This window comes from Klebsiella sp. OBRC7 (assembly GCF_000293135.1).
GTDB classification, from domain to species: Bacteria; Pseudomonadota; Gammaproteobacteria; order Enterobacterales; family Enterobacteriaceae; genus Klebsiella; species Klebsiella michiganensis.
In genome coordinates, this window is record NZ_ALNJ01000146.1 from 103,767 (window position 1) to 130,319 (window position 26,553).

Annotated in this window: 24 protein-coding genes and 1 pseudogene; 11 read left to right on the forward strand and 14 right to left on the reverse strand. The window is 58.1% G+C overall.

Features of this window, described 5'->3' with window-relative positions:
* Window positions 1–106 precede the first annotated feature (106 nt).
* From HMPREF1144_RS28175 to HMPREF1144_RS28190, 4 genes are all read left to right on the forward strand, one after another.
* Complete coding sequence (locus tag HMPREF1144_RS28175) at window positions 107–847, forward strand: SDR family oxidoreductase (protein WP_009654733.1); 741 nt, start codon at window positions 107–109, stop codon at window positions 845–847.
* Between the two features lie 231 nt (window positions 848–1,078).
* Window positions 1,079–1,984, forward strand: coding sequence for an N-acetylmuramic acid 6-phosphate etherase (locus tag HMPREF1144_RS28180; protein ID WP_009654768.1), 906 nt, complete (start codon window positions 1,079–1,081; stop codon window positions 1,982–1,984).
* Window positions 1,985–2,284: 300 nt separating this feature from the next.
* Window positions 2,285–3,940, forward strand: coding sequence for a malate dehydrogenase (quinone) (gene mqo / locus HMPREF1144_RS28185; protein ID WP_009654732.1), 1,656 nt, complete (start codon window positions 2,285–2,287; stop codon window positions 3,938–3,940).
* 213 nt (window positions 3,941–4,153) lie between these two features.
* Window positions 4,154–5,080: a LysR substrate-binding domain-containing protein gene (locus HMPREF1144_RS28190; RefSeq protein ID WP_004135593.1), complete on the forward strand. Its 927-nt coding sequence runs from the start codon at window positions 4,154–4,156 to the stop codon at window positions 5,078–5,080.
* Here the strand turns inward: HMPREF1144_RS28190 and mdcH are convergent.
* From mdcH to HMPREF1144_RS28235, 9 genes are all read right to left on the reverse strand, one after another.
* Complete coding sequence (gene mdcH, locus HMPREF1144_RS28195; protein ID WP_004851308.1) at window positions 5,070–5,972, reverse strand: malonate decarboxylase subunit epsilon; 903 nt, start codon at window positions 5,970–5,972, stop codon at window positions 5,070–5,072. The genes HMPREF1144_RS28190 and mdcH overlap by 11 nt on opposite strands.
* Window positions 5,969–6,589 (reverse strand): malonate decarboxylase holo-ACP synthase, encoded by a 621-nt coding sequence (locus HMPREF1144_RS28200; RefSeq protein WP_004851306.1) that lies wholly within the window; start codon window positions 6,587–6,589, stop codon window positions 5,969–5,971. Before HMPREF1144_RS28200 ends, mdcH begins: the two co-directional genes overlap by 4 nt.
* 2 nt (window positions 6,590–6,591) lie before the next feature.
* Complete coding sequence (locus tag HMPREF1144_RS28205) at window positions 6,592–7,551, reverse strand: AEC family transporter (protein WP_004851304.1); 960 nt, start codon at window positions 7,549–7,551, stop codon at window positions 6,592–6,594.
* Between the two features lie 129 nt (window positions 7,552–7,680).
* Window positions 7,681–8,481 carry a biotin-independent malonate decarboxylase subunit gamma gene (mdcE, locus tag HMPREF1144_RS28210; RefSeq protein ID WP_009654713.1) on the reverse strand — a complete coding sequence of 267 codons (801 nt, stop codon included), beginning with the start codon at window positions 8,479–8,481 and terminating at the stop codon, window positions 7,681–7,683.
* Window positions 8,481–9,314, reverse strand: coding sequence for a biotin-independent malonate decarboxylase subunit beta (locus HMPREF1144_RS28215; RefSeq protein ID WP_004851300.1), 834 nt, complete (start codon window positions 9,312–9,314; stop codon window positions 8,481–8,483). Before HMPREF1144_RS28215 ends, mdcE begins: the two co-directional genes overlap by 1 nt.
* Window positions 9,307–9,606: a malonate decarboxylase acyl carrier protein gene (gene mdcC, locus HMPREF1144_RS28220; protein ID WP_004851298.1), complete on the reverse strand. Its 300-nt coding sequence runs from the start codon at window positions 9,604–9,606 to the stop codon at window positions 9,307–9,309. The genes HMPREF1144_RS28215 and mdcC overlap by 8 nt, the downstream gene beginning before the upstream one ends.
* Window positions 9,607–9,623: 17 nt before the next feature.
* A complete protein-coding gene (locus HMPREF1144_RS28225; protein ID WP_009654685.1) occupies window positions 9,624–10,466 on the reverse strand; it encodes a triphosphoribosyl-dephospho-CoA synthase in 843 nt (280 codons plus the stop codon).
* The gene (gene mdcA / locus HMPREF1144_RS28230; protein WP_009654794.1) at window positions 10,466–12,121 is read right to left on the reverse strand and encodes a malonate decarboxylase subunit alpha; all 1,656 of its coding nucleotides are present in this window, start codon (window positions 12,119–12,121) and stop codon (window positions 10,466–10,468) included. Before mdcA ends, HMPREF1144_RS28225 begins: the two co-directional genes overlap by 1 nt.
* 563 nt (window positions 12,122–12,684) lie before the next feature.
* The gene (locus HMPREF1144_RS28235; protein WP_004119683.1) at window positions 12,685–13,719 is read right to left on the reverse strand and encodes an AI-2E family transporter; all 1,035 of its coding nucleotides are present in this window, start codon (window positions 13,717–13,719) and stop codon (window positions 12,685–12,687) included.
* Between the two features lie 525 nt (window positions 13,720–14,244).
* Here HMPREF1144_RS28235 and mdtJ point away from each other — a divergent pair.
* The 3 genes from mdtJ (at window position 14,245) to HMPREF1144_RS28250 (ending at window position 17,185) form a co-directional block, all read left to right on the forward strand.
* Window positions 14,245–14,607: a multidrug/spermidine efflux SMR transporter subunit MdtJ gene (gene mdtJ / locus HMPREF1144_RS28240; RefSeq protein WP_004851286.1), complete on the forward strand. Its 363-nt coding sequence runs from the start codon at window positions 14,245–14,247 to the stop codon at window positions 14,605–14,607.
* The gene (mdtI, locus tag HMPREF1144_RS28245; RefSeq protein WP_004851284.1) at window positions 14,594–14,923 is read left to right on the forward strand and encodes a multidrug/spermidine efflux SMR transporter subunit MdtI; all 330 of its coding nucleotides are present in this window, start codon (window positions 14,594–14,596) and stop codon (window positions 14,921–14,923) included. The genes mdtJ and mdtI overlap by 14 nt, the downstream gene beginning before the upstream one ends.
* Before the next feature lie 105 nt (window positions 14,924–15,028).
* Window positions 15,029–17,185 carry a putative bifunctional diguanylate cyclase/phosphodiesterase gene (locus tag HMPREF1144_RS28250; protein ID WP_009654739.1) on the forward strand — a complete coding sequence of 719 codons (2,157 nt, stop codon included), beginning with the start codon at window positions 15,029–15,031 and terminating at the stop codon, window positions 17,183–17,185.
* Between the two features lie 4 nt (window positions 17,186–17,189).
* On the opposite strand, the gene HMPREF1144_RS28255 is transcribed toward HMPREF1144_RS28250, so the two are convergent.
* Window positions 17,190–18,002 (reverse strand): trypsin-like serine peptidase, encoded by an 813-nt coding sequence (locus tag HMPREF1144_RS28255; RefSeq protein WP_004851280.1) that lies wholly within the window; start codon window positions 18,000–18,002, stop codon window positions 17,190–17,192.
* A 563-nt stretch (window positions 18,003–18,565) separates the two neighbouring features.
* Window positions 18,566–19,504 (reverse strand): annotated as a pseudogene (locus HMPREF1144_RS28265) (LysR substrate-binding domain-containing protein); the annotation flags it as partial.
* 117 nt (window positions 19,505–19,621) lie between these two features.
* Between HMPREF1144_RS28265 and HMPREF1144_RS28270 the strand changes: the two are divergent.
* The gene (locus HMPREF1144_RS28270; protein WP_009654790.1) at window positions 19,622–20,227 is read left to right on the forward strand and encodes a LysE family translocator; all 606 of its coding nucleotides are present in this window, start codon (window positions 19,622–19,624) and stop codon (window positions 20,225–20,227) included.
* A gap of 155 nt (window positions 20,228–20,382) precedes the next feature.
* On the opposite strand, the gene asr is transcribed toward HMPREF1144_RS28270, so the two are convergent.
* Together asr and HMPREF1144_RS28280 are read right to left on the reverse strand one after the other, a co-directional pair.
* Complete coding sequence (gene asr, locus HMPREF1144_RS32210) at window positions 20,383–20,808, reverse strand: acid resistance repetitive basic protein Asr (protein WP_009654716.1); 426 nt, start codon at window positions 20,806–20,808, stop codon at window positions 20,383–20,385.
* A gap of 174 nt (window positions 20,809–20,982) precedes the next feature.
* Window positions 20,983–22,470 (reverse strand): carboxypeptidase M32, encoded by a 1,488-nt coding sequence (locus HMPREF1144_RS28280; RefSeq protein ID WP_004851276.1) that lies wholly within the window; start codon window positions 22,468–22,470, stop codon window positions 20,983–20,985.
* 299 nt (window positions 22,471–22,769) lie between these two features.
* Between HMPREF1144_RS28280 and HMPREF1144_RS33855 the strand changes: the two genes are divergently transcribed.
* On the forward strand, window positions 22,770–22,862 hold the full coding sequence (locus tag HMPREF1144_RS33855; protein WP_004851273.1) for a KPN_01571 family protein: 93 nt from the start codon (window positions 22,770–22,772) through the stop codon (window positions 22,860–22,862).
* A gap of 35 nt (window positions 22,863–22,897) precedes the next feature.
* Here the strand turns inward: HMPREF1144_RS33855 and HMPREF1144_RS28285 are convergent, their stop codons facing one another.
* Window positions 22,898–24,148 (reverse strand): MFS transporter, encoded by a 1,251-nt coding sequence (locus HMPREF1144_RS28285; protein WP_009654683.1) that lies wholly within the window; start codon window positions 24,146–24,148, stop codon window positions 22,898–22,900.
* 118 nt (window positions 24,149–24,266) lie between these two features.
* On the opposite strand from HMPREF1144_RS28285, the gene HMPREF1144_RS28290 reads away from it, so the two are divergent.
* Together HMPREF1144_RS28290 and mlc are read left to right on the forward strand one after the other, a co-directional pair.
* Window positions 24,267–25,160, forward strand: a complete 894-nt coding sequence (locus HMPREF1144_RS28290; RefSeq protein ID WP_009654789.1) for a LysR family transcriptional regulator — start codon at window positions 24,267–24,269, stop codon at window positions 25,158–25,160.
* Between the two features lie 133 nt (window positions 25,161–25,293).
* Entirely contained in the window at window positions 25,294–26,514 is a 1,221-nt protein-coding gene (mlc, locus tag HMPREF1144_RS28295) for a sugar metabolism global transcriptional regulator Mlc (RefSeq protein WP_004851268.1), read from the forward strand.
* The last annotated feature ends 39 nt before the right edge of the window (window positions 26,515–26,553 follow it).

Sequence of the window (26,553 nt, forward strand, 5' to 3'; positions counted from 1 at the left end):
ATGGCGATTTCCCCAAACAGTCTTGTTGATAATAGGTATATTATCAAACAGTCTCCCGCTGGTTACCATCCTGATGAATATCATTTAACGGACAGGGGAAACGACGATGGCGAGATTTAGCGCAAAAAGAGTTCTTATCACCGGTGCGACAAGCGGAATCGGGCTTGCCGGAGCACAGCGTATCGATAGCGAAGGCGGTTGGGTGATAGCCACCGGGCGCGATCCCAGGCGGCTGGCGCTGCTACGCCGGCAGCTCTCGGATCGGGCGCGGGTCATTGCCAATGATGCCAGCGATCCGCTCACCGGCGCGTCGCTGGCCGAGGCGATCGATTCATCCGGCGGGCTTGATGGCCTCTGGCTCAATGCCGGATACGCAGCGGTTGGAGAGCTGTCGCAGGTGGATGCCGCGGCCTTTGATCGCATGATGGCGACCAACGTGCGCGGGCCGGTTCTCCAGATGGCGGCGCTCGCCGGAAAGCTTAATGCGGGAGCCTCGGTAGTGGTGACGGCATCCACCTCCGCTTATGAGGGGGCCGCGGCGGCGAGTCTCTATTCGGCGACAAAAGGCGCGCTGATTTCGTTAACCCGCTGCTGGGCATCGGCGTTAGGCGAAAAAAATATTCGCGTTAACGCCCTGGTTCCCGGTCCGATCGATACCGATTTTCGTCATTTTATGCGCGATGAGGTGCGCCGGGAGTTTGAAGCCTCGGTTGTCAGCCGCCTGGCGCTTCACCGTCAGGGGACGGCGGCTGAAGCGGCTGATGTGGCGCTGTTTCTGCTTTCCGACGCGGCGTCTTTCGTGAGCGGTAGCCAGTATGTCGTGGATGGCGGGCTGACGTTGCGCTAATAGCGCATTGGCCTCGTCTCGCAACCTCGTCGCGCCGAACGCGCCGCTGGTTGGATAACGACCAATCGGCGGCTGAATGGCTTCAGGGGGATGAAAACTGTGACTCCGGTGGCGGTAAAGCGCGTCGCTTAAGCCTTACACTGCCATTAATAGCCATGGTCAATGAAAGGGTTTGCCTCAGGCCAGCGCTTTCGTCCCGGAAGGTTCTTTCGCGTTTAAATGGAGGTTTTTATGAGCAGTAAGCCAACCGCTTCAATGATGGAACGACGCCACCCTGAAACCACCCATATTGATAGTCTTGCCACCCTCGATATGCTGACGCTGCTGCATAAGGATGATAAGCGGATTGCCGATGCCGTTGAAGCCTGTTTGCCGGCGATCGCGCGCCTGATGGATAACGCGACGGCGACGCTCAGCCGGGGAGGGCGGCTGGTGATTGTGGGGGCCGGGGCATCGGGTCAAGCCGCCGCGCAGGCGGTGAATGAATTTACCCCGGAGGGAAAACATTCGCTGGTCGCCCTTATCGCCGGAGGAGCGACCGCCGCGCGGCAGGAGATGGAAACCGCCGCGAGTCATTACGATCTTGGGGCTTTCGAACTTGAGGCTCTTCGATTCAGCAACCAGGATATGCTGCTGGCGCTGACGGTCAGCGGCAAAACGCCGTGGGTCTGGGGCGCGATGCGCCACGCCTGGTCGCTGGGGGCGCCGATTGCGGTTCTGACGCAACAGGCCACCAGTGAAGCCGCGCAGCTCGCGGATATCATTATCGCCCCGCAAACCGGGCCGGAAGCGGTGGCGGGGTTCGGGAATCCGAAAGCGCGCATCGCGCAGCGGCAGATCCTGACGATGCTGACCACCGGGCTGGCGATTCGCGAAGGACGGGTCTATGAAAACCTGCGCGTCGATCTGCAGGCCAATACGCCGCACGAGGCCGAGCGGCAGATAGCCATCGTGATGGCGGCGACGGGGTGCTCGCGCAGCGAGGCCAAAGCCGCGCTGGCCAGCTGCAATCAGCACTGCCGGACGGCAATACTCATGCTCCTCTGCGGGCTGGATGCCTGGCAGGCGCGCGAGCTGCTGGCAGAGCATAACGATCATCTGCGGATTGCGCTACGCGCGGCGCAGACGGTTGCCTGAACTTAACCCGACGGCGCGTATTTCCACAATACGCGCCGGATAACGCAAAATAATCTGGCCATACACAGCATCGTTATTCCATACTCTTCATCCGCTTACCCGGGTTTAATTCCCCTTCTGAAAATAGCGATCGCAAAGCGTATTTATTGCTGCCAGCGAGGTTTTTACTTTTTTAAGTTAAAAAACCAGGTTAACAATAATTAGCTATGTGTGCGGATGTGTAAATGATATTTTAAAATAAAGTAAAAGTGCGTTAATATGCACGCTCTTATTACACTTGTGCTATGTGATATTTCTATTATGCCTGCAATTAAAAATACGATTATATCTATGACCGCATTAGCGATGTTCGTCAGCTCGGCGACCTTCGCAAATGACGATACCTCGAAAAAAACCGATTTCCTGCTGATTGGCGGCGGTATTATGAGCGCGTCGCTGGGGACCTGGCTGCAGGAATTACAGCCGGACTGGAAACAGGTGATGGTTGAGAAGCTGGATGGCGTCGCGCTGGAGTCCTCTAACGGCTGGAATAACGCCGGTACCGGGCACTCCGCGAATATGGAGCTGAACTATACCCCGGAGCGCCCGGACGGCACCATCGACGTCAGCAAAGCGCTGGATATTAACGAACAGTTTATGATCTCCCGCCAGTTCTGGACGGCGCAGGTCAAACGCGGCATTTTGCACGATCCGCACTCTTTTATTAACTCCACGCCGCACATGAGTTTCGTCTGGGGAGATAACGTTGATTATCTGCAAAAACGCTACGCCGCGCTGCAGCAAACGACCTTATTCCAGGGGATGAAATTCTCTACCGATCACGCGCAAATAAAACAGTGGGCGCCGCTGGTGATGGAAGGGCGCGATCCGCAGCAGCGCGTTGCGGCAACCTGGACACCGGTGGGTACCGACGTTAACTATGGGGAAATAACCCGTCAGCTGATCGGTAGCCTGAAGAAAAATAATAACTTCACGCTGCAGACCTCTTCAGAAGTCACCGATTTTAAACGCAATGCCGATAATTCCTGGCACGTGACGATTAAAAACGTTAATAGTGGTGAAGAGCAGGCGATCGATGCGAAATACGTATTTATCGGCGCCGGCGGCGGCGCGCTGAAATTACTGCAAAAAACCGGTATTCCGGAAGCGGATAACTATGCGGGTTTCCCGGTTGGCGGCTCTTTCCTGATGACCGAAAACCCGGCGGTGACCAATGCGCACCAGCAAAAAGTTTACGGTCAGGCCTCTGTAGGCGCACCGCCGATGTCGGTCCCGCATCTTGATGCCCGTTTCCTCGACGGCAAGCGCGTAGTGCTGTTTGGGCCATTCGCCACCTTCTCAACGAAATTCCTGAAAAACGGTTCGTTCTTCGACCTGCTGAGCACCACCACCACCGATAACGTCCTGCCGATGACCCACGTGGGTCTGGACAACTTCGATCTGGTGAAATACCTCATCAGCCAGGTGATGCTGAGCGACGACGACCGTTTTGCGGCGCTGAAAGAGTATTATCCTGGCGCGCGTAAAGAGGACTGGAAGCTGATTCAGGCCGGTCAGCGCGTGCAGATCATCAAAAAAGATGCAGAGAAGGGCGGCATACTGAAGCTGGGTACCGAAGTGGTGGTCGACCAGCAGAAAACCCTCTCCGCGCTGCTGGGCGCTTCGCCGGGGGCTTCTACCGCCGCGCCGATTACCCTGAACGTTCTTAAGCAGATGTTCCCTGAGCAGTTTCATTCAGCGGAATGGCAGCGCCGTATTCACGATATCGTCCCGAGCTACGGCCAGAAGCTGAACGGCAACGTCGCGCTGACCCAGCAGGTTTGGGATGATACCGCGGCGGCGCTGCAGCTGACCAAACCGCCGGTGATTGAGATGAACGCCACCGCGCCGGTGATGACCGCCAAACCGGCAGAGCCGAAGGCGGAAACGTCGCCGCAGCACGATATGGCGCTGTAAGCCCACGTCGTTGACATTGCCCGGTGGCGGCTGACGCCTCACCGGGCCTACTGGCCTCTCTTCGCTGCCCCGGCGAAAACGAGACATTGCTCTACTCTTCCCCCCGCGCTGATATCCCCCTTCCGGCTAATCCTTCATTCGTTAATTGTGGTTATACTGTCTTGAAATCACGAAAGAAAATGCTAATGAAGACCGAAAGCGGAGCCCAGGGCAATGAAAGACGACATTAATCAGGACATCACCTTCCGCAAGCTGTCGGTATTTATGATGTTTATGGCGAAAGGGAACATCGCCAGAACCGCTGAGGCCATGCAGCTGAGCGGCGTCAGCGTCCACCGGGCGCTGCATACGCTGGAAGAGGGCGTCGGCTGCCCGCTGTTTATTCATAAAGGGCGCAACCTGCTGCCGCTCCCGGCTGCGTGGACGCTGCTGGAGTACTGTCAGGACGTCATGAGCCTGATGACCCGCGGGCTGGAAGCGACGCGTAAAGTAGCCGGTGTCGGGCAGGGCCGGCTGCGCATCGGCACGCTTTACTCCCTGACCCTTGAAACCGTGCCGCGCATTATTATGGGCATGAAGCTGCGTCGGCCGGAACTGGAGCTGGATCTCACCATGGGCTCCAATCAGATGCTGCTGGATATGCTGGAAGATGACGCGCTCGATGCGATCCTGATCGCCACTAACGAAGGTGAATTCAATAATTCGGCTTTTGATGTGGTCCCGCTGTTTGAGGATGATATCTTTCTCGCCGCCCCGGCGACGGAACAGTTGGATACCACGGCTCCCGCCGAGCTGCGCGATTACGCCAGGCGAAAGTTTGTTTCGCTGGCGGAAGGGTTTGCCACCTATGCCGGATTTCAGGACGCTTTTCAGGTGGCCGGATTCGAGCCTGAAATTGTCACCCGGGTTAACGACATCTTTTCGATGATTAGCCTGGTGCAGGCGGGCGTAGGCTTTGCGCTGCTGCCGGGACGAATGAAAAAGGTGTATGAAAACGACGTACAGCTGCTGAAGCTGGCGGAGCCGTATCAGATGCGCCAGCTGATCTCCATTGTCTACTCACACCATCGCGAGCGCGACGCAGACCTGCTGGCGCTGGCGGCAGAAGGGCGGATGTACGCCCGCAGCCTCAGCCGTTAAGCCGGTTCGCCAGGTGACGGGCAACGTCGATACCGCTGCGCTCCAGCGCAATACACTCCCCCTGCCAGCCCGCCTGGCGGGTGAGACAGGTCAGCACGCCGCCGGGCGGCATCTCGATCGCCAGCCGCGCGTCCCGTTCGTCAGCGGCGATCATCGCTTCCTGCCAGCGCACGGTTCGCGCCATATTCCGCGCCAAATCGTCGGCAATGCTTAACGGGTCCCATAAAACGCGCGCCGTGGAGCCGCTCAGATAGGCGCAGCGCGGGCGCTGCAGAGTAACGTCAGAGAAGGCCTTTGCCAGCTTAGCCGCCGGTTCATCCAGCAGCGCGCAGTGTGAAGGGACGCTGACCGCCAGCCGCTGTGCTTTTCCGGCGCCAGCCGCCAGCGCCAGCCGGGCCACGCGGGCCATCTCGTCGTCGCGTCCGGCAATGACAATCTGCGTTTCCGCGTTCAGGTTGGCAATATAGAGGTCGCTGTCGGCAATCAGCTTTTCCACGCGGTCGAGCGTCAGGCCCATAATCGCCGTCAGCCCGTAGCCGTGAGGATAAGCCTGCTCCATTAAATCGCCGCGCAGCGCCACCAGCCGCAGGGCGTCGGTGAAATCCAGCGCGCCGGCCATCACCGCCGCCGGGAAAGCCCCTATCGACAGGCCGCTGACCATGTCCGGATTTACTCCCTGACGCTGTAGCTCCCGCGCCCAGGCTGTGCCTGCGATCAGCAGGCACAGCTGAACCGCACGGGTATGTTTTAACGCGGCGGCGGTATCTAAATGGTCTACTTCATCGCCGAGCACGGTTCGCGCTTCAGCGAGGATATTCTGGCGGTCGGGAAGCGCGGCGAGCATGTCAGGCCGCTGGTTTCCCTGACCGGGAAAGGTAAAGAGAATTTTCATGCTTCCTCCCTGTTCCACGGCGCAGCGGTCAGGCGCGCGCCGCGGGACGTTTTCAGCAGGACGCGGCCATCGCGCAGCCACTCATTTAGCGCGAAAGCCCCTGCGGGCGTTTCGACCTGGGTATCCGCCCGGCAGGGCAGCTGCGCGACGCGGGACTGCCAGGCGAGCAGCGCTTCGCGGGCGATCGGCTGCGGCGCGCGGATCAGCAGATCGAGATCGCTGGCGGCGTGAAGTACCGGAATCTCGGTGGCCAGCGCGTAGCCGGTGCTGCCGGTAATGCCCCAGCGCCACGGCCAGGGGTGTAAGGTCAGTGATATCGCCGCCTGCACCGGCGGCTGGGAGACAAACGGCGAGCGCAGGAGCTGTTGGCGATCGGCGAGGGTTTCCGGGCTGACGGTACGGACGATATTTTCCCTCTGTACCCAGCCTGCGGCCCGCTGATCGCGCTTCATACCCCGTACGCCCACCGGAATGCGGGCGTTAGCATCAACGTCGCGTCGTACCACCACCGGCAGGCTAATACGCCAGTGCTGTGCGACCCAGGACTCCTCAATCGCCTCCAGTGCGGCGGCATTATTCAACCAGACTAAATCATGAGGACGCGGCGTTGATGACATCGTTAGATTCCTGACGTTAAGGTGATAAACAGCGGCAGCGACAGGATACACAGAACCGAGCTTAACAGCAGCACCGCTTCCGCATCCGGCGACTGCACGCCAAAGCGGTTGCCGAAGACCACGCCAAAGAAACCGGCCGCCAGCGCAATCATCAGAATGGCGGTAATGGCGATAGAGCCGTGCAGCCCCAGCAGCATCACCAGACCCCAGGCGATAAACGGCTGCACCAGCAGTTTGACAATAGTGGAAGTGGCAATCAGCGCATTGAGCTGCAGCTTACGCGCCGACAGAATCACCCCGGTCAGGAACAGCGCGGCGGCGGTCGCCGCCAGGCCCAGCGGTTTGATAGAGGCCAGCAGCAGATCCGGCATTTTGATACCGATGGCCGAAAGCACGACCCCCAGCAGCGGACCCCAGACAATCGGTTTTTTCACCGAACGCCACATCAAAACCGGCAGCATTGCCAGCGTCGAGCCGCTGTTCTCTCCGGCGGCGAGCGCTTTTTCACGTTCCAGAATCAGCAGGCAGAACGGCGTCATCAGTACCGATCCGCAGGCGATGGAAACGGCGACGGAGAGGGAGGTGGAGGCGCCTTCGCCGAGCACGCTGCCCAGAATCGGCAGGCCAAGCGCGGCGTAGTTAGGTAGCGCGACGGTCAGGGTCAGCACGGCGGCATCCTGCGGCGAGCGCTTGAAGACGCGGGTCGCGAGGAAGTAGATGGCCGCATAGGTAATCCACATCGCCCCGGTCAGCACCAGCACCAGCGGCGATTGCGCGACAATACCGCTCCACGGCGTTTGCACCGTGGCGCTGAACAGCGTGGCGGGCAGGGCGAAGTCCATCACGAAAATGTTGAGTAAAGAGACGTTTTTGTTATCGACCATTTTGGCCTTGCCGGCCCAGAAGCCCAGCAGCATGATGACAAAAATCGGCGCGAGGGCATGAATAATCACATAAGTCATAAATCACCTGTAAATGAAAATAGAGTACTGGCACGATTGTTATAATTTCTAAAAGCGGTTCCTTTCCGGGGCGCGCGATGGCGCCCCGGGCGGCCGCTTCCGGCAGGTTTTCTTCTACTTAGGGACTGACTACCAGCTGGCGCGCATGCGATCGCGCACCTGTTGGGAACTACGGCGGTTTTCCGCGCCAAGGCGGCACTTCAGCGAGACATCCCGGCGGGCGTCAGCGATGGCGTCGCGCAGGGTGTCGGTAACCAGCGTCAGATCGCGGGCGTCGGGCGCGTCAGGATTGCTGATATCCAGCAGGGCGGAGAGCAGGCCGAGCGTTGCGTAATTGCTGACGTCATAGGCCATCGGCGGAATGGTTGCCGCCAGTTTCTCCAGCGCCTCAACGGTACGTAGCGTGATATGCGCGGCGGACGCCTTGCCCATCGCGTGCACCAGCACGCCGGCGTCGTTAAAGGCGATCAGACGATTGGCCTGGTAGCCGTGGGCCAGAAACGCCCCGGACATCGCTTTGCCGACGATCAGACCAATCACCGGATGTCCGGCAAGCCGCGCCTTGGCGTAGGCGCCCGCGGCGCCGGCCAGCGCCTGATGAATACCGAATGCTTCTTCGCGGCGGCCATAGGCCTGGCTGGGGACATCGATAACCGCAATAATCGGGCGCTTCACCGCGTTATTGGCATCGGCGTCGATGGTTTCGTTGACCACTTTGGCCAGCGTCCAGCCTTCGAGCAGGCCGACTTCACCCTGAGCGGCGCGGGGGTAATGGTTATTAGCATCCGGCACCACGGCGATAAAACGGGCGGTTTCACCGTTAAAATCGGCATCGGCAACCTGCACCGAGGGGCACAGACCGGTCATTAGTGGGGCGTTCGGCGCCAGCTGGTTTAGCCACAGCGCGGCGCGATTTGTGAACTGGCTCATTATTTCTCCTCCCGGGCGAATAGCTGTTTGATCTGAGCGGTATCCGCCTGCTGGCGGGTATCGAAATGGGTCAAACGGGTCAGGAAATCTTCATATTTGTCGCTGCGATGCTGGGCGGGCACGCCTTTGGCAATGGCTTCGTTCATCGCGCTTTTCACCGCGTTGATGCCATCGCCCACCAGGGCATCCACCAGCCCGCTGGCGTAGCGAATTTCGCCGCCGGTCATGCTCCAGATAAACGGACGGTCGCGGGAGTCGTACTCTTCAATCCCCGCTTCCTGTTCAATAACCTGCGGTCCGTTGAGGCCCAGACGCGCTTCACGGGTGACAATCAGGTAGCTGCACAGCGCCGCGGCGATGGACATCCCGCCGAAGCAGCCGACGGTACCGGCGACAATGCCGATTACCGGGGTGTAGCGGCGCAGGTCGACAATCGCGGCATGAATATCGGCGATGGCGGCAAGGCCCAGATTGGCTTCCTGCAGGCGCACGCCGCCGGTTTCCAGGCACAGCACCGCCTGGGTAGGAATGCCGTTGCGGTTATCTTCCGCCGCCAGCTCAAGGGCGGCGGCCATTTTCGCGCCGGAGACTTCGCCCATGCTGCCGCCCTGGAAGGTACCTTCGATGGCAATGACTACCGCCGGCTGGCCGTTAATGGTGCCTTTTGCGACGACCATACCGTCGTCGGACTGCGGGACGATGCCCTGCGCGCCGAGCCACGGGGACATAATGCCGTCAAAGGGATCCAGCAGTTCGCGATAGCTGCCGTCATCCAGCAGGGTGCGGGCGCGTTCACGGGCGCGGAGTTCAATAAAGCTGCGATCGTTACGCATGAGCCACCTCCTCAAAAACCTGTTCAATACGGATCCTCGCGACGCCGGGCGTGGCGCCGAAATCGTGGATGATCAGCTGCCCGCCGGGCAGGCCGTTAATCAGGCTCAGTCGTTCGAAAAGCGCGTTCCAGCGCGCCTGGCTGTTGTCCACGGAGGTGGTGATTTCGACGTTGAGCGTATCGCTCTGTCCGGCGGTATAGAGCACTTCCATATCGCCGGAGCCGACAACGCCTGCCAGCGCTTTGCCGCTGAGGGCGCGGCTGGCAGGGAATGACAATTTAATCTGTTCCATAACATCCTCTGAATGCGTTAAGCGGAAACCCGGTCGAGAAACAGGGTGGCGGCAAGAAGATCCGCCGCGCCACCCGGCGAGGCGTTCTGCGCCAGCATCTGCACGTCGAGACGCGCCAGCGCGGCGCGCCCCCTGGCTGTCGCACATCCTCCTGCCGCCAGCACTTCGCCTGCGCCTTGCCGCATCGCCTCAAGGCCCGCCATTCCGGCGCGGGAGAGCACGCAGGTATCGCTAAGCGAGGTCATAATCGCCATCAGCGCGTCAAGCCGGGCCTGATCCTCGCTGGCCCCCGCGGCCCGGCTGCGCAATAGCTGCGGCAGCGCCAGGGTGGTGATGTGCGGAAAACCGCGCTGCGCTTCTTCTCGCGCGCCCGGAACCTGCCAGCGGCGGCTGGCGCGCAGACCTTTACTGAAGGCCTTTGGCGCGCAGGCGTCCGGCAGACGGGCCAGGGCGGCGGCGGTTTCCGTAATTCTCTGTGCCTGACCCTCCCCCCCGAGCATCGCCGTCGCGCTGACCAGCAGGCCCAACGCCCAGATAGCGCCGCGATGGGTATTGACCCCGGCGGTCGCCTGCATCATCCGCGCTTCGCCTTCGCGGCCAAGCCGGCCAACGGTTTCGCGCAGGGCAACGTCGGCCGGACGCCGCCAGCTCTGCTGAGCCAGCGCGTGAAACGTCGGCTGCAGGCTGTGGGCCGAACGCTCCATCAGGGCCAGGTTCAGGTCCTGATGCGCGCCGTTGCCGCGGCTATCCACCAGGCCCGGTTTGGGGCTAAGTCGCGCTTCGTCAACCAGGCAGGCGCTGGCGGTATGGGCCAGCCAGCGGGCCCGGGTTTCAGCAACGTGGGGAGAGAGTTTTTTCATTACCAGCTCCGGAATTTTGCCGGTGGGTTGTACAGACCGTCGGACCACTCCACCAAATCGGCCACGCTGCTGGCGGCGAGCAGAGAGCGAGTGGCGTCGCTGCGGCGGATACCGATATCTTCCGGATAGACGACTTTGCCGCTTTGGCGTAGTGCGGCCACGCGTTTGGCGTCAACGCCGAGCCCGATATCGGTGATCCCGGCCACGGCCGCCACCATTGCCCGGCGCTCTTCCAGGCTTTCCGCCCGATAGAGATAGGCGATGCCTTCTTCGGTCAGTACGTGGGTGACGTCATCGCCGTAAATCATCACCGGCGCCAGCGGCATTCCGGAGGTTTTGGCGACCTCAACGGCGTCGAGTTTTTCCACGAAGGTCGGCTTCACGCCCGCCTGGAAGGTTTCAACCATCTGCACGACCAGCTTTTTACCACGCTGCATCGGATCCGGTTCGGTGATCATGTTGAGCCATGCCGGCGTTGCGTGGCGGCGACCGTGCGGGTCGTGGCCCATATTCGGCGCGCCGCCGAAGCCGGAGAGGCGGCCGCGGGTCACCGTCGAGGAGTTGGCGTAGCCGTCAACCTGTAAGGTCGAGCCGATAAACATATCCACCGCATACTGTCCCGCCAGCTGGCAGAACGCGCGGTTGGAGCGCATGGAGCCGTCGGCGCCGGTGAAGAAGATATCCGGACGCGCGCGAATGTACTCTTCCATTCCCAGCTCGCCGCCGAAGCAGTGCACGCTCTCGACCCAACCGCTTTCAATTGCCGGAATAAGGGTGGGGTGCGGGTTCAGCGTCCAGTGTTTACAGATTTTGCCCTTCAGGCCGAGTTGTTCGCCGTAGGTCGGCAGCAGCAGTTCGATGGCGGCGGTGTTAAAGCCGATCCCGTGGTTCAGGGATTGCACCTGATGCTCGGCGTAGATGCCTTTAATCGCCATCATCGCCATCAGGATATGCTCCTGCTTAATCAGGCGCGGATCGCGGGTAAACAGCGGCTCGATAAAGAACGGTTTATCCGCGACGACCACGTAGTCAATCCACGAACCGGGGATATCCACGCGTGGCAGATCGCACTCGTCATCGACCAGTTCGTTAACCTGCGCGATAACGATGCCGTCATGGAACGCGGCGGCTTCCACCAGCGCCGGTGTATCTTCGGTGCTCGGCCCGGTGTACAGGTTGCCCTTGCGGTCGGCTTTGTAACCGGCGATCAGCGCGACGTTTGGCGACAGGTCGACGTACAGGCGAGAGTAAAGCTCGATGTAGGTGTGGATAGCGCCGATTTCCAGCAGGCCATCTTCCAGCAGCTGCGAAATACGCAGGCTTTGGGTGCCGGAGAAGGAGAAATCAAGCTTGCGGGCGATACCTTTTTCGAAGAGGTCCAGGTGTTCGCTGCGCCCGACGCTCGGCATAATCATATGCAGGTCGTGAATTTTTTGCGGGTTAACTTCCGCCAGCATCCGCGAGAGGAAATCAGCCTGTTTCTGGTTGTTGCCTTCCAGCACCACCCGGTCGCCGGGGGCCAGCAGCTGCTCAAGAACGGCGACCAGCTGGTCGGTGGGGATCACTTTGCCCGAGACCTTCGCCTCGGTCAGTCGCCGCTGTTTTTCCGTACGGCGACGGTTCCAGACGCGTCCCGTCGTTTGTTCGGCACTCATTATTAACCTCCTGATTCGACGAATCGTTTTGATTGTCCTGGTGTGGAAGTAAGTGTGCGTCGCGACGTAACGGGCATCAATTAAGGCCGATGATAAATCGTTAGCGTAAGAGTAATGATTGACGGGGCAGAGATGTGATGGCGATCAATAATGATTGCGAATGACTGGTCTACGAGCAGGGGATGTTCCGGGTTGAGGCATTGGCGCGGCTTCCCGGCTCGCACTGCGTTTAGCCGGGCTACAGGTTAAGGGCGTCTGCGGGCCGGTAGCCCGGACAGAGGCGTCAGCATCGCCTCCGGGGAAGTTCAGCGGCTCCACGCTCTGCTGCTCCCGGGGGCGGCGCAAAGCGCCTGCCCGGGCTACAGGTTAAGGGGCATCTGCGGGCCGGTAGCCCGGACAGAAGCGTCAGCATCGCCTCCTGGGAAGTTCAGCGGCTCCACGCTCTGCTGCTCCCGGGGGCGGCGCAAAGCGCCTGCCCGGGCTACAGGTTAAGGGTCGTCTGCGGGCCGGTAGCCCGGACAGATGCGCCAGCATCGCCTCCGGGGCAACGGTGAGCAATCTCGTTAGTTTTTACTTAAATCACTCAGCAGAAAGGCAATACTCTGCCCGGCCACCGTCTGTTCGAGGGCGATTTTGACGATAATCGTCAACGGTACCGAGAGTAACATACCCACCGGGCCCAGCAGCCAGCCCCAGAAGATCAATGACAGGAAGACCACCAGCGTCGACAGCCCCAGCCCGCGGCCCATAATGCGCGGTTCAAGAATATTGCCGAAAACCAGGTTAATCACCAGATAGCCCGCCAGGACCACCAGCGCTTCGTACAGACCGCCGAACACCAGCACCTGGAGGATCGGCGGGATCGCCGCGAGCACCGAACCAATGTTGGGAATGTAGTTGAGCGCAAAGGCCAGCAGTCCCCACATAAAAGCAAAGCGGACGTCCAGCAGCACCAGCATTCCCCAGACCACCAGTCCGGTCACCAGGCTGATGGCGGTTTTTAACACCAGGTAGTGGGAGACGCTATCCAGCGCGCGCTGAATCGCGCCCATTCCCTCCACCGGCCGCGACATCAGCTGCTGCAGCTTCGCGGGAAGCTGCGGCACTTCCAGCAGCATAAAGACCACCGTCAGCAGCAGCAGGAAGATAGAGGACATCGCGTTGGAAAGCTGGGTGAGCAGGCCGGTCACCAGCGTCATCACCGCGTTGGGGTCAATATACTTATTCAGCTCCACCACCGACACGGTAAAGCCGAAGCGCTGTAGCCAGGGCGCAACCGTCTGCATCGGTTCATAGAGATAATTACGGTACTGCGGCAGGGTGCGCGCAAGCTCGTTAAGCGATGTGCCGAGCGAGGCCAGCAGCACAACGGCCAGCAGGACAATCACGCCGACCAGGAGCGAAATAGCCAACACCCGCGGCACCCGGCAGCGCACCATGAGCTGAACCAGCGGGTTTATCACCACCGCCAGAAAGATCGCCAGAACAAAAGGAACGATAATATCCGCCGCGAAGCGAATGCCTGTCAGGATGATAACCAGCATGCCGAGCATGATGACTATTTTTAAGCCGTTAAGCGTGATGATGGGTTTGGCCATACCGCTCCCTGCGAGAGAAAAAATGGGGTCTAATGTGAGTCATTGTAGACGTTGGCAAAGTCGGCGTCTCAGCGCGTCGTGTCCGCTAAAATGAAAAAAAACGACCAATTAATCAATAATGGCCGGAACGATATCATAATGGTGATTGCGATCGGAAAAAACTAATCCAAATCAAATACCAGAGGTAAAGAACTGCAAAGACTTTGAGTTAAATGTGGCGTTATGGTACAAATCTGCGTGTGTATAACTACAGAGGACAATTTTGATCCGCAAATGACGAGAAGCAATACCGCGGATAATTGTAATTTTATGGACAATCAGTTCAGGATGTATATTTCTTTTCACCCTGCAGTATCCCTTTCTCACTCCCGCTTTCTCGGCGAGCAGCACTGGCGCTCGGCGCTTTAGTCTTCTTCTCTCTGCCTGAGCTGGCGCGCTGCGCACGGCTAATTTAACGTCAGAATTTTTCCGGTTTACTTCGCTGTAAGCCGCCATGGATTATATTCTCAAGCAGGAGAAGGGATCATGTTTTATTGGATTTTATTAGCTTTAGCTATCGTTGCTGAAATTACCGGCACGTTGTCGATGAAATGGGCAAGCGTAAGCGGCGGCCATACTGGTTTTATTTTAATGCTGGTCATGATCGCGCTTTCTTATATTTTTCTGGCTTTCGCGGTGAAAAAAATCGCCCTCGGCGTGGCCTATGCCCTCTGGGAGGGGATCGGCATTTTACTGATCACTATCTTCAGCGTCCTGCTGTTTGATGAGACGCTGTCGACGATAAAAATCGCCGGTCTGGTGACCCTGGTCGCCGGGATTGTCTTGATTAAATCGGGGACGCAGAAAGCGGTGAAGCCGGGCAAGGAGAAAGCGCATGCAACAGTTTGAGTGGGTCCACGCCGCCTGGCTGGCGCTGGCGATTGCGCTGGAAATTTTGGCCAACGTTTTTCTGAAATTTTCCGACGGCTTTCGACGTAAATTCTACGGCATTATGTCGCTGGCGGCGGTCCTGGGCGCCTTTAGCGCGCTTTCGCAGGCGGTCAAAGGAATTGACCTGTCGGTGGCCTATGCGCTGTGGGGCGGTTTCGGTATCGCGGCGACCATTGCCGCCGGCTGGGTGCTGTTTGGCCAGCGGTTGAATCATAAAGGCTGGGCTGGCCTGCTTCTGCTGGTGGTCGGCATGGTATTAATTAAACTCGCCTGATATGATGCCGCCTGTGAATGCGGGCGGCAAATTCTGCTCTCTGTATTACTCTTAAAAAAGAGCCAGTTCGGCGTATTTTGCTGCCGGCCGATATGAGGGCAGAACATGATTCATTTGCCAGGCTGGCGCAATATTCCCTCCGCCAGAACGCTGTCCATCATGATTGTCCTCGCCGGGATCGGCTTAATCGTGTCCATTGTTTCGCTCCTTTATCTCACCCAACACCTGATCGGCCTGAAAGCAAACGAAATTGATAAGCATCGTTCCGTGCTATCGGTGGATGGGGCGGTGCAGACCTCGGTGAACCGCGTGCTGTCGCTGGTGATGGATAACGCTATCTGGGATGATGCGGTACATCAGACCTATGCCGACAGGCTCGATCCGCAATGGCTCTACAACTCATGGGGATCGGGTTTTAAAATCAATAATCTCTATGACGGCACTTTCGTACTCGACCAGCACTATCGGGTGCTGTGGGGATCGTTTCGCAGTGAGAGATTTACCGAGCAGAATACCCAATTCCTCGGCAACGGTTTTCGTTCGCTTATCTCGCAGCATGCCGCCGCGCTGCGCAGCGGTAAAAGCGCTTATGCCGGCATCACGCGAACCCGCGCAGGTATTGCGTTTATTGGTATTGGCCTGATTCGCCCGACGACAGGGCGGCTACAGGTGCATGATGATACGCGTCGCTATCTGGTGATCACCCGCCATATCAACTCGCAAATGCTTGAGCGCCTGGGCGACACGTTTCAGATTCGCAACCTGCACATCACGCCAGGCGGCGGTGAATACAGTATTCCGCTGCGCACCCAGGCCGGGGAGATCGTGGGTTACCTGAGCTGGCAGCCGGGGTTTCCCGGTGCGGAAGCCGCGCGGGCGGCCTCCGACAGTATGCGGCTGATCGCCGCCGTGGCGGCTGGGCTGATCCTGCTGTTTATTCTCTTCAGCTACCTCGGGCTTTACAAGCTGGCGCGCGGCGAAAAGCTGGCGCGGGACAGTGCCATGACTGACTGGCTGAGCCGCCTGCCAAACCGACGGGCGCTGATTGAACGCCTTAACCAGGTGTGCGAAACCTCCCAACACCAAATGCAAAGCGTGGTGTTTATCGATCTCGACGGCTTTAAGGATGTTAATGATAACTACGGTCATGATGTTGGCGACGCGCTGATTATTCATGTTGCTAAAGAACTTCGGGAGCGCGTTCCGCCTGAAGGGATGCTGGCGCGTATGGGCGGCGATGAGTTCGCGATGACGGTAAGCGGCGAACAGGCGGTAAATCAGGCGCTGGCCTTTGCCTGGGCGGTACTGGAACTGTTAAAAGCGCCCGTTATCCTCAACGAGCGAAAAATTTATATCAGCGCCAGTATCGGTATCGCCAGCGGCGTCCCGGCGAGCTGCTCCAGCACCGAGCTTTTTCGCCGCGCCGATATTGCCATGTACCATTCGAAAAAAACCGGCAAAGGGCGCACGACCTGGTATGACGAAGCGCTCAGCGACGCGCGGCAGTATCAGCTGAATATCGAAAATGGCATTCGTCAGGGGCTGGAGAACGAAGAGTTTGATGTCTGGTATCAGCCAATCGTCAACGCCGATACGCTGGTTATGGAAGGCGTGGAAGCGCTGCTGCGCTGGCCGCGGCGTCCTCAGGGGGCGCTGCCGCCGGACGTGTTTATCGGTATCGCCGAAAGTAGCGGTTTGATCTACGCGCTTGGCCAGTTTGTGCTTGAACGCGCCTGTAGCGAACTGCAGCCACTGGACGATCTGTTGCTGTCGGTGAATATCTCCCCTGCGCAGTTCCGCGATCCGGAGTTTGAATCGCGGGTGGTGCAGGTGCTGGGCCGCTGTCATTTCCCGGCCCGGCGGTTACAGCTTGAAGTCACGGAGAGCTACGTTCTGGAGAATCCCGAGCGGGCGAAGTCGGCCATTGAGAACTTAAAGGCGCTCGGCATCGCAGTGGCGCTCGATGATTTTGGCACCGGTTATTCCAGCATCGGCTATTTACGCAGCTTCAGCTTCGACAGCCTTAAAATCGACAAATCCCTGGCCGGGCTGGTGGATGTGGATACCCAGGCGGCGGAGCTGGTGCGCGGGACCGTCCGTATTGCCGGGGCGTTAGGCATCACGGTGGTGGCGGAGGGCGTTGAGAATCAGCAACAGCTGGCGCTGCTGCGGCGGGCGGGATGCGACAGATTGCAGGGTTTCTTCTTCAGCGAGCCGATGCCCGTCGCGTCGTTATTGCAGCTGCGCCAGCAGCAAGGCTGACCGCTTACTGTGCAGCCAGCGCTTCAAGCTTGTCGCGAAAGCCGGTGACGGAGATGGCGCGGTTGTCCGCCCGCCAGCGATCTTTTGGTCCAGGCGCCGAACTCTGCACCGCAATCACCTGCCAGCCGTTGTCGGTTTTCAGCAGCAGCGGCGAGCCGCTATCCCCCGGCAGCGTATCGCACTGATGAGAGAGCACCGATGTCTGCGCCCAGCCGGTGACTACGCAATCCTGGTGGGTATAGAGATTATCCAGATGATCTTCCGGATAGCCAGACTGAGTCACTTTTCGTTCTGCGGTTTTTAGCGCGGCGGTCAGATCGGCTTTGCTGCCGCTAAAAATCGGCACCGGCGTAATGCCGGAAGGGGCGTAGCGCAGCACGATAAGGCCAAAATCCCAGGGCGCCGCGGCGCTGGGAACTATCCAGCCTTCGCCGTCCGCCTTAAGCCGTTTCCCCAGCGAAGGATCTACGCGGCCTTCAATACCGTGAATTTCGTACACCCAGCCGCCTTTACGCGAGATAAAACGCAGCGCGACGGGTTTATCCGGTTTGCCTTTGGGCGGCGTGAGCAGGCAGTGCCCGGCGGTGAGCGCCAGATTAGGGGCGATAAGCGTGGCGGTACAGAGATTACCGCTGGCGGTTTCCAGTTGCCCGATCGCATCCCAGGGATCGTCCGTGGGGTTGCTGACCGGTTTTCGGTCGTCGTGACCAAAAAACAGCGTTTTAATATCTTTTGCACTCATGCCATCATCGTCGGCCTGGACCAGCGCTGGAAACAGGGAAATTGAACACAGTAATAACAGGACGTCTCTACGCATATCACTCTCTGGGGAGATAATTATGTATATTGAAAGTAGCAGCAGATTTAAGTTTATGAAAGTTAAGAATAATTTTAATTAAGCCAGGCGGCAGGCGAAATCAGCAAAAAACGCCAGTCGCTTACGGATGAATGGCGTGAATTCAATATGTTAACGCCATTTTCCTGCGGCGTTATTTCCGCAGAAAAGGGCAGCGGAAGCAACAGAAATCGTGTATCCGAACGTACAGCCGGCGGGTGGCGAATAAAGGATTTGCGGTTCAGCTTTTTCTCAAGGCAGTTAATGGCGAAAACGGCCAATATCACGCAAAAAAAGAGATATGTTCACAGGAAAATCGTACTTCTTTACCTGTTTATCACTTACTTTCAAAGCGAAACATTTTCTCACCGTAAACGTTGGTATTGCTACCACCTTGTTGAGCAAACAGAGATGTTATCCCGGTGATGATATCTGCAATGTCAAACACCCGATGTACGGGAGGATTTATGTCTAAACAAGGTATTCGCGCATTAGTTTACGTTTCGCTGGTATCAGCAATGATCTGGGGCGCGACGGGCTATCTGCTGGTGACGGCGGTCCACGTTCTGTAACCCGGGGGCCTCTCCGAGGCGGATAATGTCATCGGGGAGCGGGCCGGGAATATGCTGGTTTAAAAAGCGATGCAATAGGGCGATCGGCTGCGGGCAGAGCGTGTTTTTCGGCCATACAAAGTAGTAGCTCTCGCCGGTGGCTATCGCTGTGGAGAAGGGCAAGGCCAGCAGCCCCGCGCGGATCGCGGGCAGATTAAGCAGCAGATCGCCAATGCTGACGCCATGGCCGCTCATCGCGGCCATGGTTCCTTGTTCAAGGGTGTCAAAGACGATACCCCGATCGATATTCGGCGCAAGCCGGTCATCATGCTGCAGCCAGCGCCGCCAGTCCCGGCGATCGGTTGATGGATGAATCAGCGTACAGGCCGACAAATCTTGTCTGGCCTGCTCCATCATCCCCGGTGCGCAAAGCGGAATTAGCCATTCGGCAAAGAGCAGGCAGCCGTTGTTCTCGTCGCCAAAATTTCCGTTCCCTAACAGGATCGCGCAGTCGAAAGGCTCCTGAGTGAAATCGACGCTGTCGCGGTCCATCCACAGGCTGCTCATTTCTATTTCCGGGCGCTGATGCTGCTGGCGAAACAGCTGCAGCACGTCCAGTAGCCAGCGCATCGAGAGCGTTGACGGCGCCTTCAGACGGAGTTTGCCAGCCTGACGGCGCAGAGCCTGGCAGGCCCGTTCTATTGATGAAAAACTCTGATCTAACGCTTTCGCCAGCTGATATCCGGCATCGGTCAGCGTGACTTTTGGCCCATGGCGAAGAAAAAGCCGGCATTCAAACCATGACTCCAGGCCGCTGACGTGACGACTGACGGCGCCTGGCGTCACGTTCAGGGAAGCGGCGGCCCTGCTGAATGAACCAAGGCGAGCGGCGGTTTCAAAAGCACGCAGGGCGTAGAGCGGCGGCATGGACATCGTCGGTTATGTTCTATATTGAGTAAAACTCACATTCAAACTCACTATTAGTCGTTTTTCAACTGTGAAATGAGAGAGGAATATAGGGCTTTCATTGTGAAAGAGTGAGTTTACTTGATGAATATTTCTTTGCTGACGGCCTACGCTTTGACGGTCCTGGCGCTGATCGCCACGCCAGGACCGGTGGTGCTGTTAGTGACCGGTACGGCGGCGCGCGAAGGCTATGCCAGCGCGGTGCGCACGATGATTGGCGGGAATCTGGCGTCTCTGGTGCTGCTGACCGTGGCTGCCGCGATGCTGAACGGCATGCTGACGCTCGATCCGCGAGCGCTAATGCTGCTGGCGACGATCGGGTCGCTGTATATTATTTGGCTTGCGGTGGCAATGTTGCGTGAAGAGGCGGTTACGCAGGAGGCGTCAAAAAAGCGTAGCGGGGTGATGGCAGGGTTTGCGACTGCGTTAAGCAATCCCAAAGATATTCTCTTTTTTGCCGCGTTTTTTCCGCAGTTTATCCATATTACCGATAGCTTCGGCTTCAGCCTGGGGCTATTGACGGCGGTGTGGGTGATTATCGACCTGAGCGTGCTCTCGCTTTACATCCTGGCGGTTCGCCGATGGTTAACGGCGTGTTACGCCAGACGAGTGACGATGGTCTCGGCGCTTTTTCTGTTATTGTTGGCGTTCTATGGACTGGGTTACAACGTGTGGCAGCTAACTCATTAGTATTAGTAAAGAAAAAAACGGCTGGCGACCAGCGCGCAGATAATCAGAAGGATCAGGATGAGCTCAAAACGATAGCGCCGCAGCATGGTGCTCTCCAGAAAAAAACGGCGCTGAAGCCAGCGCCGATATCATATCACATCGCTTAACCCGGGAGATTAAGCAGCCGGTTGTGCAGCTGGTTTAGCGGTATGATGTTTGGTGGTTTTGTGGTGTTTTTTCGCTGCCTGTGCTTTCTGAGCTACCGGTTTAGCTGCGGCTTTTTTGTGTTTCTTAGCGGCCTGAGCTTTCTGGGTGGCAGCCGGTTTAGCTTCTGCTTTTTTGTGCTTTTTAGCGGCCTGAGCTTTCTGGGTGGCAGCGGGTTTAGCGGCTGCTTTTTTGTGCTTTTTCGCAGCCTGCGCTTTCTGCTCAGCAGCTGGTTTCGCAGCGGCGGTATGATGTTTCTTGTGGTGGGTCGCTTTAGCGGTGGTGCTGTGAGTTGCAGCAGCCGGCGCCGGAGTCGTGGTGGTGGCAGCATCGGCAGCGAAAGCAACAGAAGACAGACCCATTGCAGCGGCAACGACCAGAGCTAATACTTTTTTCATTCTGATATCCTCGAAAAGGTTTCTTGTTTCAACCCCACTGCGGGGCCGTTGAAAGAACTATATGCCTGTCTTATCGAGGTTTCCGTGAGTGTTTGGTATCGGCGTGTAACCATATGTACAACGCGCTGCTACAACGATGGAACACGGCGTCGGGCGCGGCCCGACGCCGGTGATTTACAGATAACGCGAGGTAAGGTGCTGGCGGAAATAGTCGCTGTTAAGGTCTTCTCCGGTTGCATGCTGAATCAGCTGCGAGGTGGTAAAACGGCTACCGTGTTGCCAGATATTTTGCCGCAGCCAGTCAAACAGGGCGCTGAAGTTACCGTTGGCGATATCGCTTTCCAGCTGCGGTAGCGCCCGTCTGGCGGAAGCCATCAGCTGAGCGGCGTACATCGCGCCAAGCGTGTAGGAAGGGAAATAGCCAAAACCGCCGTCGGTCCAGTGGATATCCTGCATACAGCCGTCGCGATAGTTGCCGAGGGTGGAAAGTCCCAGCCAGTGCTGCATTTTTTCATCCCACAGCGCCGGAATATCCTCGACCTCAATATCGCCATCAATCAGCGCGCGTTCAATTTCGTAGCGCAGAATAACGTGTGCCGGGTAGCTCACTTCGTCAGCGTCGACGCGGATAAAGCCCGGTTTGACGCGCTGATTCCATGCGATAAAGTTTTCGCGGCTAAATGCCGGCTGTTCACCAAAGTACTGGCGTACCGTTGGCAGCAGACGCTGCAGGAAGGCGTCGCTACGGCCAAGCTGCATCTCGAAAAACAGGCTTTGCGATTCATGGATCGCCGTGGAACGGGCGAGGGCAATGGGCTGATCGAGCCAGTTGCGCGGCAGGTTTTGTTCATAGCGCGCGTGGCCGGTTTCGTGAATGACGCCAAACAGCGCGCTGAGCAGGTCGTTTTCGTTGTAGCGCGTGGTGATACGGACGTCCTGGGGCACGCCGCCACAGAACGGGTGGGCGCTGATATCCAGGCGTCCGCCGTCAAAATCAAATCCCAGCACGCGCATCGCCTCCAGCCCCAGCTCGCGCTGGTCGGCAATCGGAAACGGCCCTTGAGGTTCGATGAGCGGCGTTTGCGCCTGCTTCTCAACCACCTTCTCCAGCAGCGAAGGAAGCCAGGATTTCAGATCCGCGAACAATACGTCCAGACGGGCGCTGGTCATATCGGGTTCAAAAATATCCAGCAGCGCGTCGTAGCGGGAGCCGCCTTTTGCCCCAGCCCGAATCTGTGCCTCTTCGCGACTCAGTTTGACGACGTCACGCAGGTTCTCGGCAAAACCCTGCCAGTCGTTCGCCGGACGCTGGCTGCGCCAGGCGTGCTCGCAGCGGCTACCCGCCAGCGACTTCGCTTCCACCAGGCTTTCCGGCAGCAGCGCCGCCTGTTCATACTGGCGGGTCATTTCGCGCAGGTTGGCCTGTTCCACATCATTTAGCTCTTCCTGAAGCGCATTCTGCAGCCATTCACCCACTTTTTTATCGGTCAGGATCTGATGCTGCAAAACGCCAAGCTCGGCCAGCGCTTCGCCGCGGGCCGCGCTGCCGCCGGGGGGCATCATGGCGAACATATCCCAGCCGGCGATGGCGGAAAGATGCGAGAAGCGGGAGAGTCGCTGGAAGGTGCGGGTAAGCTGATGATAATTTTTATTTTCGGTCATGTTTACACTCTGACGGTGGCAAGTGAACAAAAGCTTTTCATGGGCCTACACTATCGCGATCCGCCGGTGGGGTCGAGGGATGCGGGCGCTTTCGACATAAATCACCCCGACGTTAATGGGAAATTGCCCACAGCGTCGGCTCGCCCGCTCGACGCAAGCATCAGCATAATGTAGTGATTAATCGATTGCGTATTTTATGTTTGGCTCGAAATAATCCAGATGTGCGTAAAGTAGCAGACGCTTTCTCTGAACTACGGCTAAACTTAATGCAGGCACAGGCCGCCGATGCGAGGTGGATTATGAATCCGTTTACCTGGCTGTTTATAGCACTGCTTTCCGTCGATGCCGTTAGAGAACTGTTGGGAATGTCGTCGGTACTGGGGATGTGGTGAAGAACGTGGCCCGTTTCAGGCCACGTTAATCTGCGTTATTTCAGTCGCTTGTGTAAACACGCGCCGGTGAGCAGCGCCGCCAGCAGCATCAGCGCGATAAACCCACCTACGCCGTTCCAGCCGTAGTTATGCCAGAATACGCCGCCTAACGTCCCCGCCGTGCTGGAACCCAGATAGTAGCTGAATAAATAGAGCGATGACGCCTGGCCGCGGGCACGACGCGCGCGCGGGCCAATCCAGCTGCTGGCCACCGAGTGGGCCGCGAAGAAACCCGCGGAAAACAGCAGCATGCCGATAAAAATCAGCCACAGCGACGAGAACAGGGTCAGCAGCAGGCCACCGAGCATCACCGCCGTCGAGAACAGCAGCACCGGGCCGCGGCCGTAGCGAACGGTCATGGCCCCGGCTTTCGGCGAACTCCAGGTACCGGTCAAATAGGCCACCGATAGCAGGCCAACGACCGCCTGGCTGAGGGACCACGGAGAAAGCATCAGGCGGTAGCCGATATAGTTAAACAGCGTCACGAATGACCCCATTAACAAGAAACCCTCAAGAAACAGCAGCGGCAGCCCGCGATCGCGCCAGTGCAGGCGGAAGTTGATCAGCAGCGATTTTGGCCGTAGCGAGGTTGGACGGAAGTGGCGCGATTCCGGCAGGATGCGCCAGAACATCAGCGCGGCTGCCAGCGCGAAGCCGCTAATGACCGCCAGCGCTATCCGCCAGCCGAAGAAATCGGTAAATACCCCCGTCAGCAGACGGCCGCTCATGCCGCCAATGGAGTTTCCGCTGATATAAAGACCCATTGAGAACGCCACCACGCTGGGGTGAATCTCTTCGCTCAGATAGGTCATGCCGACCGCCGCCACGCCGCTCAGCGACAGGCCGATCAGGGCGCGCATCATCAGGATCCCATGCCAGCTGGACATCATCGTCGACAGCAGTGAGCAGCAGGAGGCCAGCACCAGCGCGGTAACCATCACCTGTTTGCGGCCAATAGCGTCGGACAGCGGACCGGTAAACAGCAGGCCGACCGCCAGCATCGCCGTGGAAATCGACAGCGAGATACTGCTGCTGGCCGGTGAGACGCCGAATTCACTGGAGAGCACCGGGAGGATCGGCTGGACGCAATAAAGCAGCGCGAACGTCGCCAGCCCGGCAGAAAAGAGGGCGAGAGTGACGCGAATAAATTGCGGAGTACCGCGTTTGATAAACTGGTTTGGCTGAGGAGTGATGATGTCGCTGACGTCGTTTGCCGGGGCGGTGTCAACGGTAGTTGTACGACTCACGGAAAAATCCTTGCTGATATACAGAGAGTTAAGTGACCGCAATGGCCACTTATTCAGGGTATGAAAATGTAAATATTCTGTCTAATATATTAATAATCTCAAATAAGACGTTTTAAATATGAATATTGAACTGCGCCATCTGCGCTATTTTATTGCCGTGGCGGAAGAGCTCCATTTTGGCCACGCGGCGGCGCGGTTAAATATCTCTCAGCCGCCGCTTAGCCAGCAGATTCAAATCCTTGAACAGCAAATTGGCGCGCGTCTGTTTGCTCGTACTAATCGCAGCGTCAGCCTGACCGAAGCCGGGAGGCAGTTTCTCGCCGATAGCCGGCAAATCCTCTCGCAGGTCGATGATGCTGCCGCGCGCGCGGCTCGGCTTCACCACGGCGAAACCGGCGAGCTGCGCATTGGATTTACCTCATCGGCCCCCTTTATCAAGGCGGTTTCCGACACGCTGTCGACCTTTCGCCGCCGCTATCCCGATGTGCATATTCAGACGCGGGAAACCAACACGCGCGAGCAGATTGTGCCGCTGAACGAAGGCGCGCTGGATCTGGGACTGATGCGTAATACCCATCTGCCGGATACCCTGGTCTGGGAAAGAGTGCTGCGCGAACCGCTGCTGGCGATGGTGCCCCGCGATCATCCGCTGGCCAGCCAGACGTGCGTAAGCCTGCGGGAACTGGCGCGGGAGCCGTTCGTGTTTTTCGATCCCCATGTGGGTACCGGGCTGTATGACGACATTCTGGGCTTGATGCGCCGCTACGACCTGACGCCCGCTATCACCCAGGAGGTGGGGGAGGCAATGACGATTATCGGCCTGGTGGCCGCCGGTCTTGGCGTGTCGATTTTACCGGCGTCCTTCAGGCGGGTCCAGCTGTTGGAAATGTGCTGGCTGCCGATCGAAGAGCAGGACGCAGTGTCGGAAATGTGGCTGGTGTGGTCGAAGCATCACGAACAGGGGGAAGCGGCCCGGCGTTTTCGTGAATCGCTGCTTGCCAGCACCACATGAGACATTTAGGACAAATAACGGCTAAAAATGTGCGGTAAATCACAAGGCTAAGCAAAAATTTGACGAGTACCGTTGAAGTGCTTCACCATAGCCATCAGTTTATTTCGAAGCGCGAAAATAAAGGGAGTCAACGGTGGTAGCGGACAGTCAGCCAGGCCATATCGATCAAATTAAGCAGACCAACGCGGGCGCGGTTTATCGCCTGATTGATCAGCTTGGCCCGGTATCGCGCATCGACCTCTCGCGCTTCGCGCAGCTGGCCCCTGCCAGCATCACCAAAATCGTCCGCGAAATGCTGGAAGCGCATCTGGTCCAGGAGACGGAGATCCAGGAGCCAGGTAGCCGGGGAAGGCCTGCCGTTGGCTTGATGGTGGAAACCGAAGCCTGGCACTACCTCTCTATCCGCATCAGCCGCGGCGAGATCCACCTCGCGCTACGGGATTTAAGCAGCGCGCTGGTGGTGGAAGAGCAGCTGGAACTGGCGTTACAGCACGTTCAGCCCTTCGCGAGCCGGCTGCTCGATCAGGTTGACCAGTTCTTTATTCGTCACCAAAAGAAGCTGGAGCGTTTAACCGCCATCGCCGTCACCATGCCGGGGATCATCGATACCGAGCACGGAATCATCCACCGGATGCCGTTTTATGAAGACGTTAAGGACATGCCGCTGGGCGAAATCTTAGCCAATCATACCGGCGTATCGGTTTACATTCAGCACGATATCAGCGCCTGGACCATGGCTGAATCGCTGTTTGGCGCCTCCCGGGGAGCGCGAGATGTGATTCAGGTGGTGATCGACCATAACGTTGGCGCGGGCGTGATCACCGACGGTCGTCTACTGCACGCAGGCAGCAGCAGTCTGGTCGAAATCGGCCACACCCAGGTTGACCCGTATGGTAAACGCTGCTATTGCGGTAACCATGGCTGTCTGGAAACCATTGCCAGCGTGGAGAGCGTGCTGGAACTGGCGCAGATCCGTATGGCGAAGTCGATGAGCTCAATGTTGCATCAGCAGCCGCTGAGCGTTGAATCGCTATGTCAGGCCGCGCTGCAGGGGGATTTACTGGCGCGGGACATTATCAGCGGCGTCGGGAACCACGTTGGACGGATTCTGGCGATTATGGTTAACCTCTTTAACCCGCAGAAAATCCTTATCGGCTCTCCCTTCAATCTCGCCGCGGATATTCTGTTTCCGGCAATATCTGATTGTATTCGACAACAATCGTTACCAGCCTATAGCCGACATATTGCCGTGGAAAGCACCCAGTTTTCTAACCGGGGAACGATGGCTGGCGCGGCCCTGGTAAAGGATGCCCTCTATAACGGATCGCTGCTGATACGACTGTTACAGGGTTAACATTTTTTCATATTCACACCAAAAATTGCGCTATCTCAA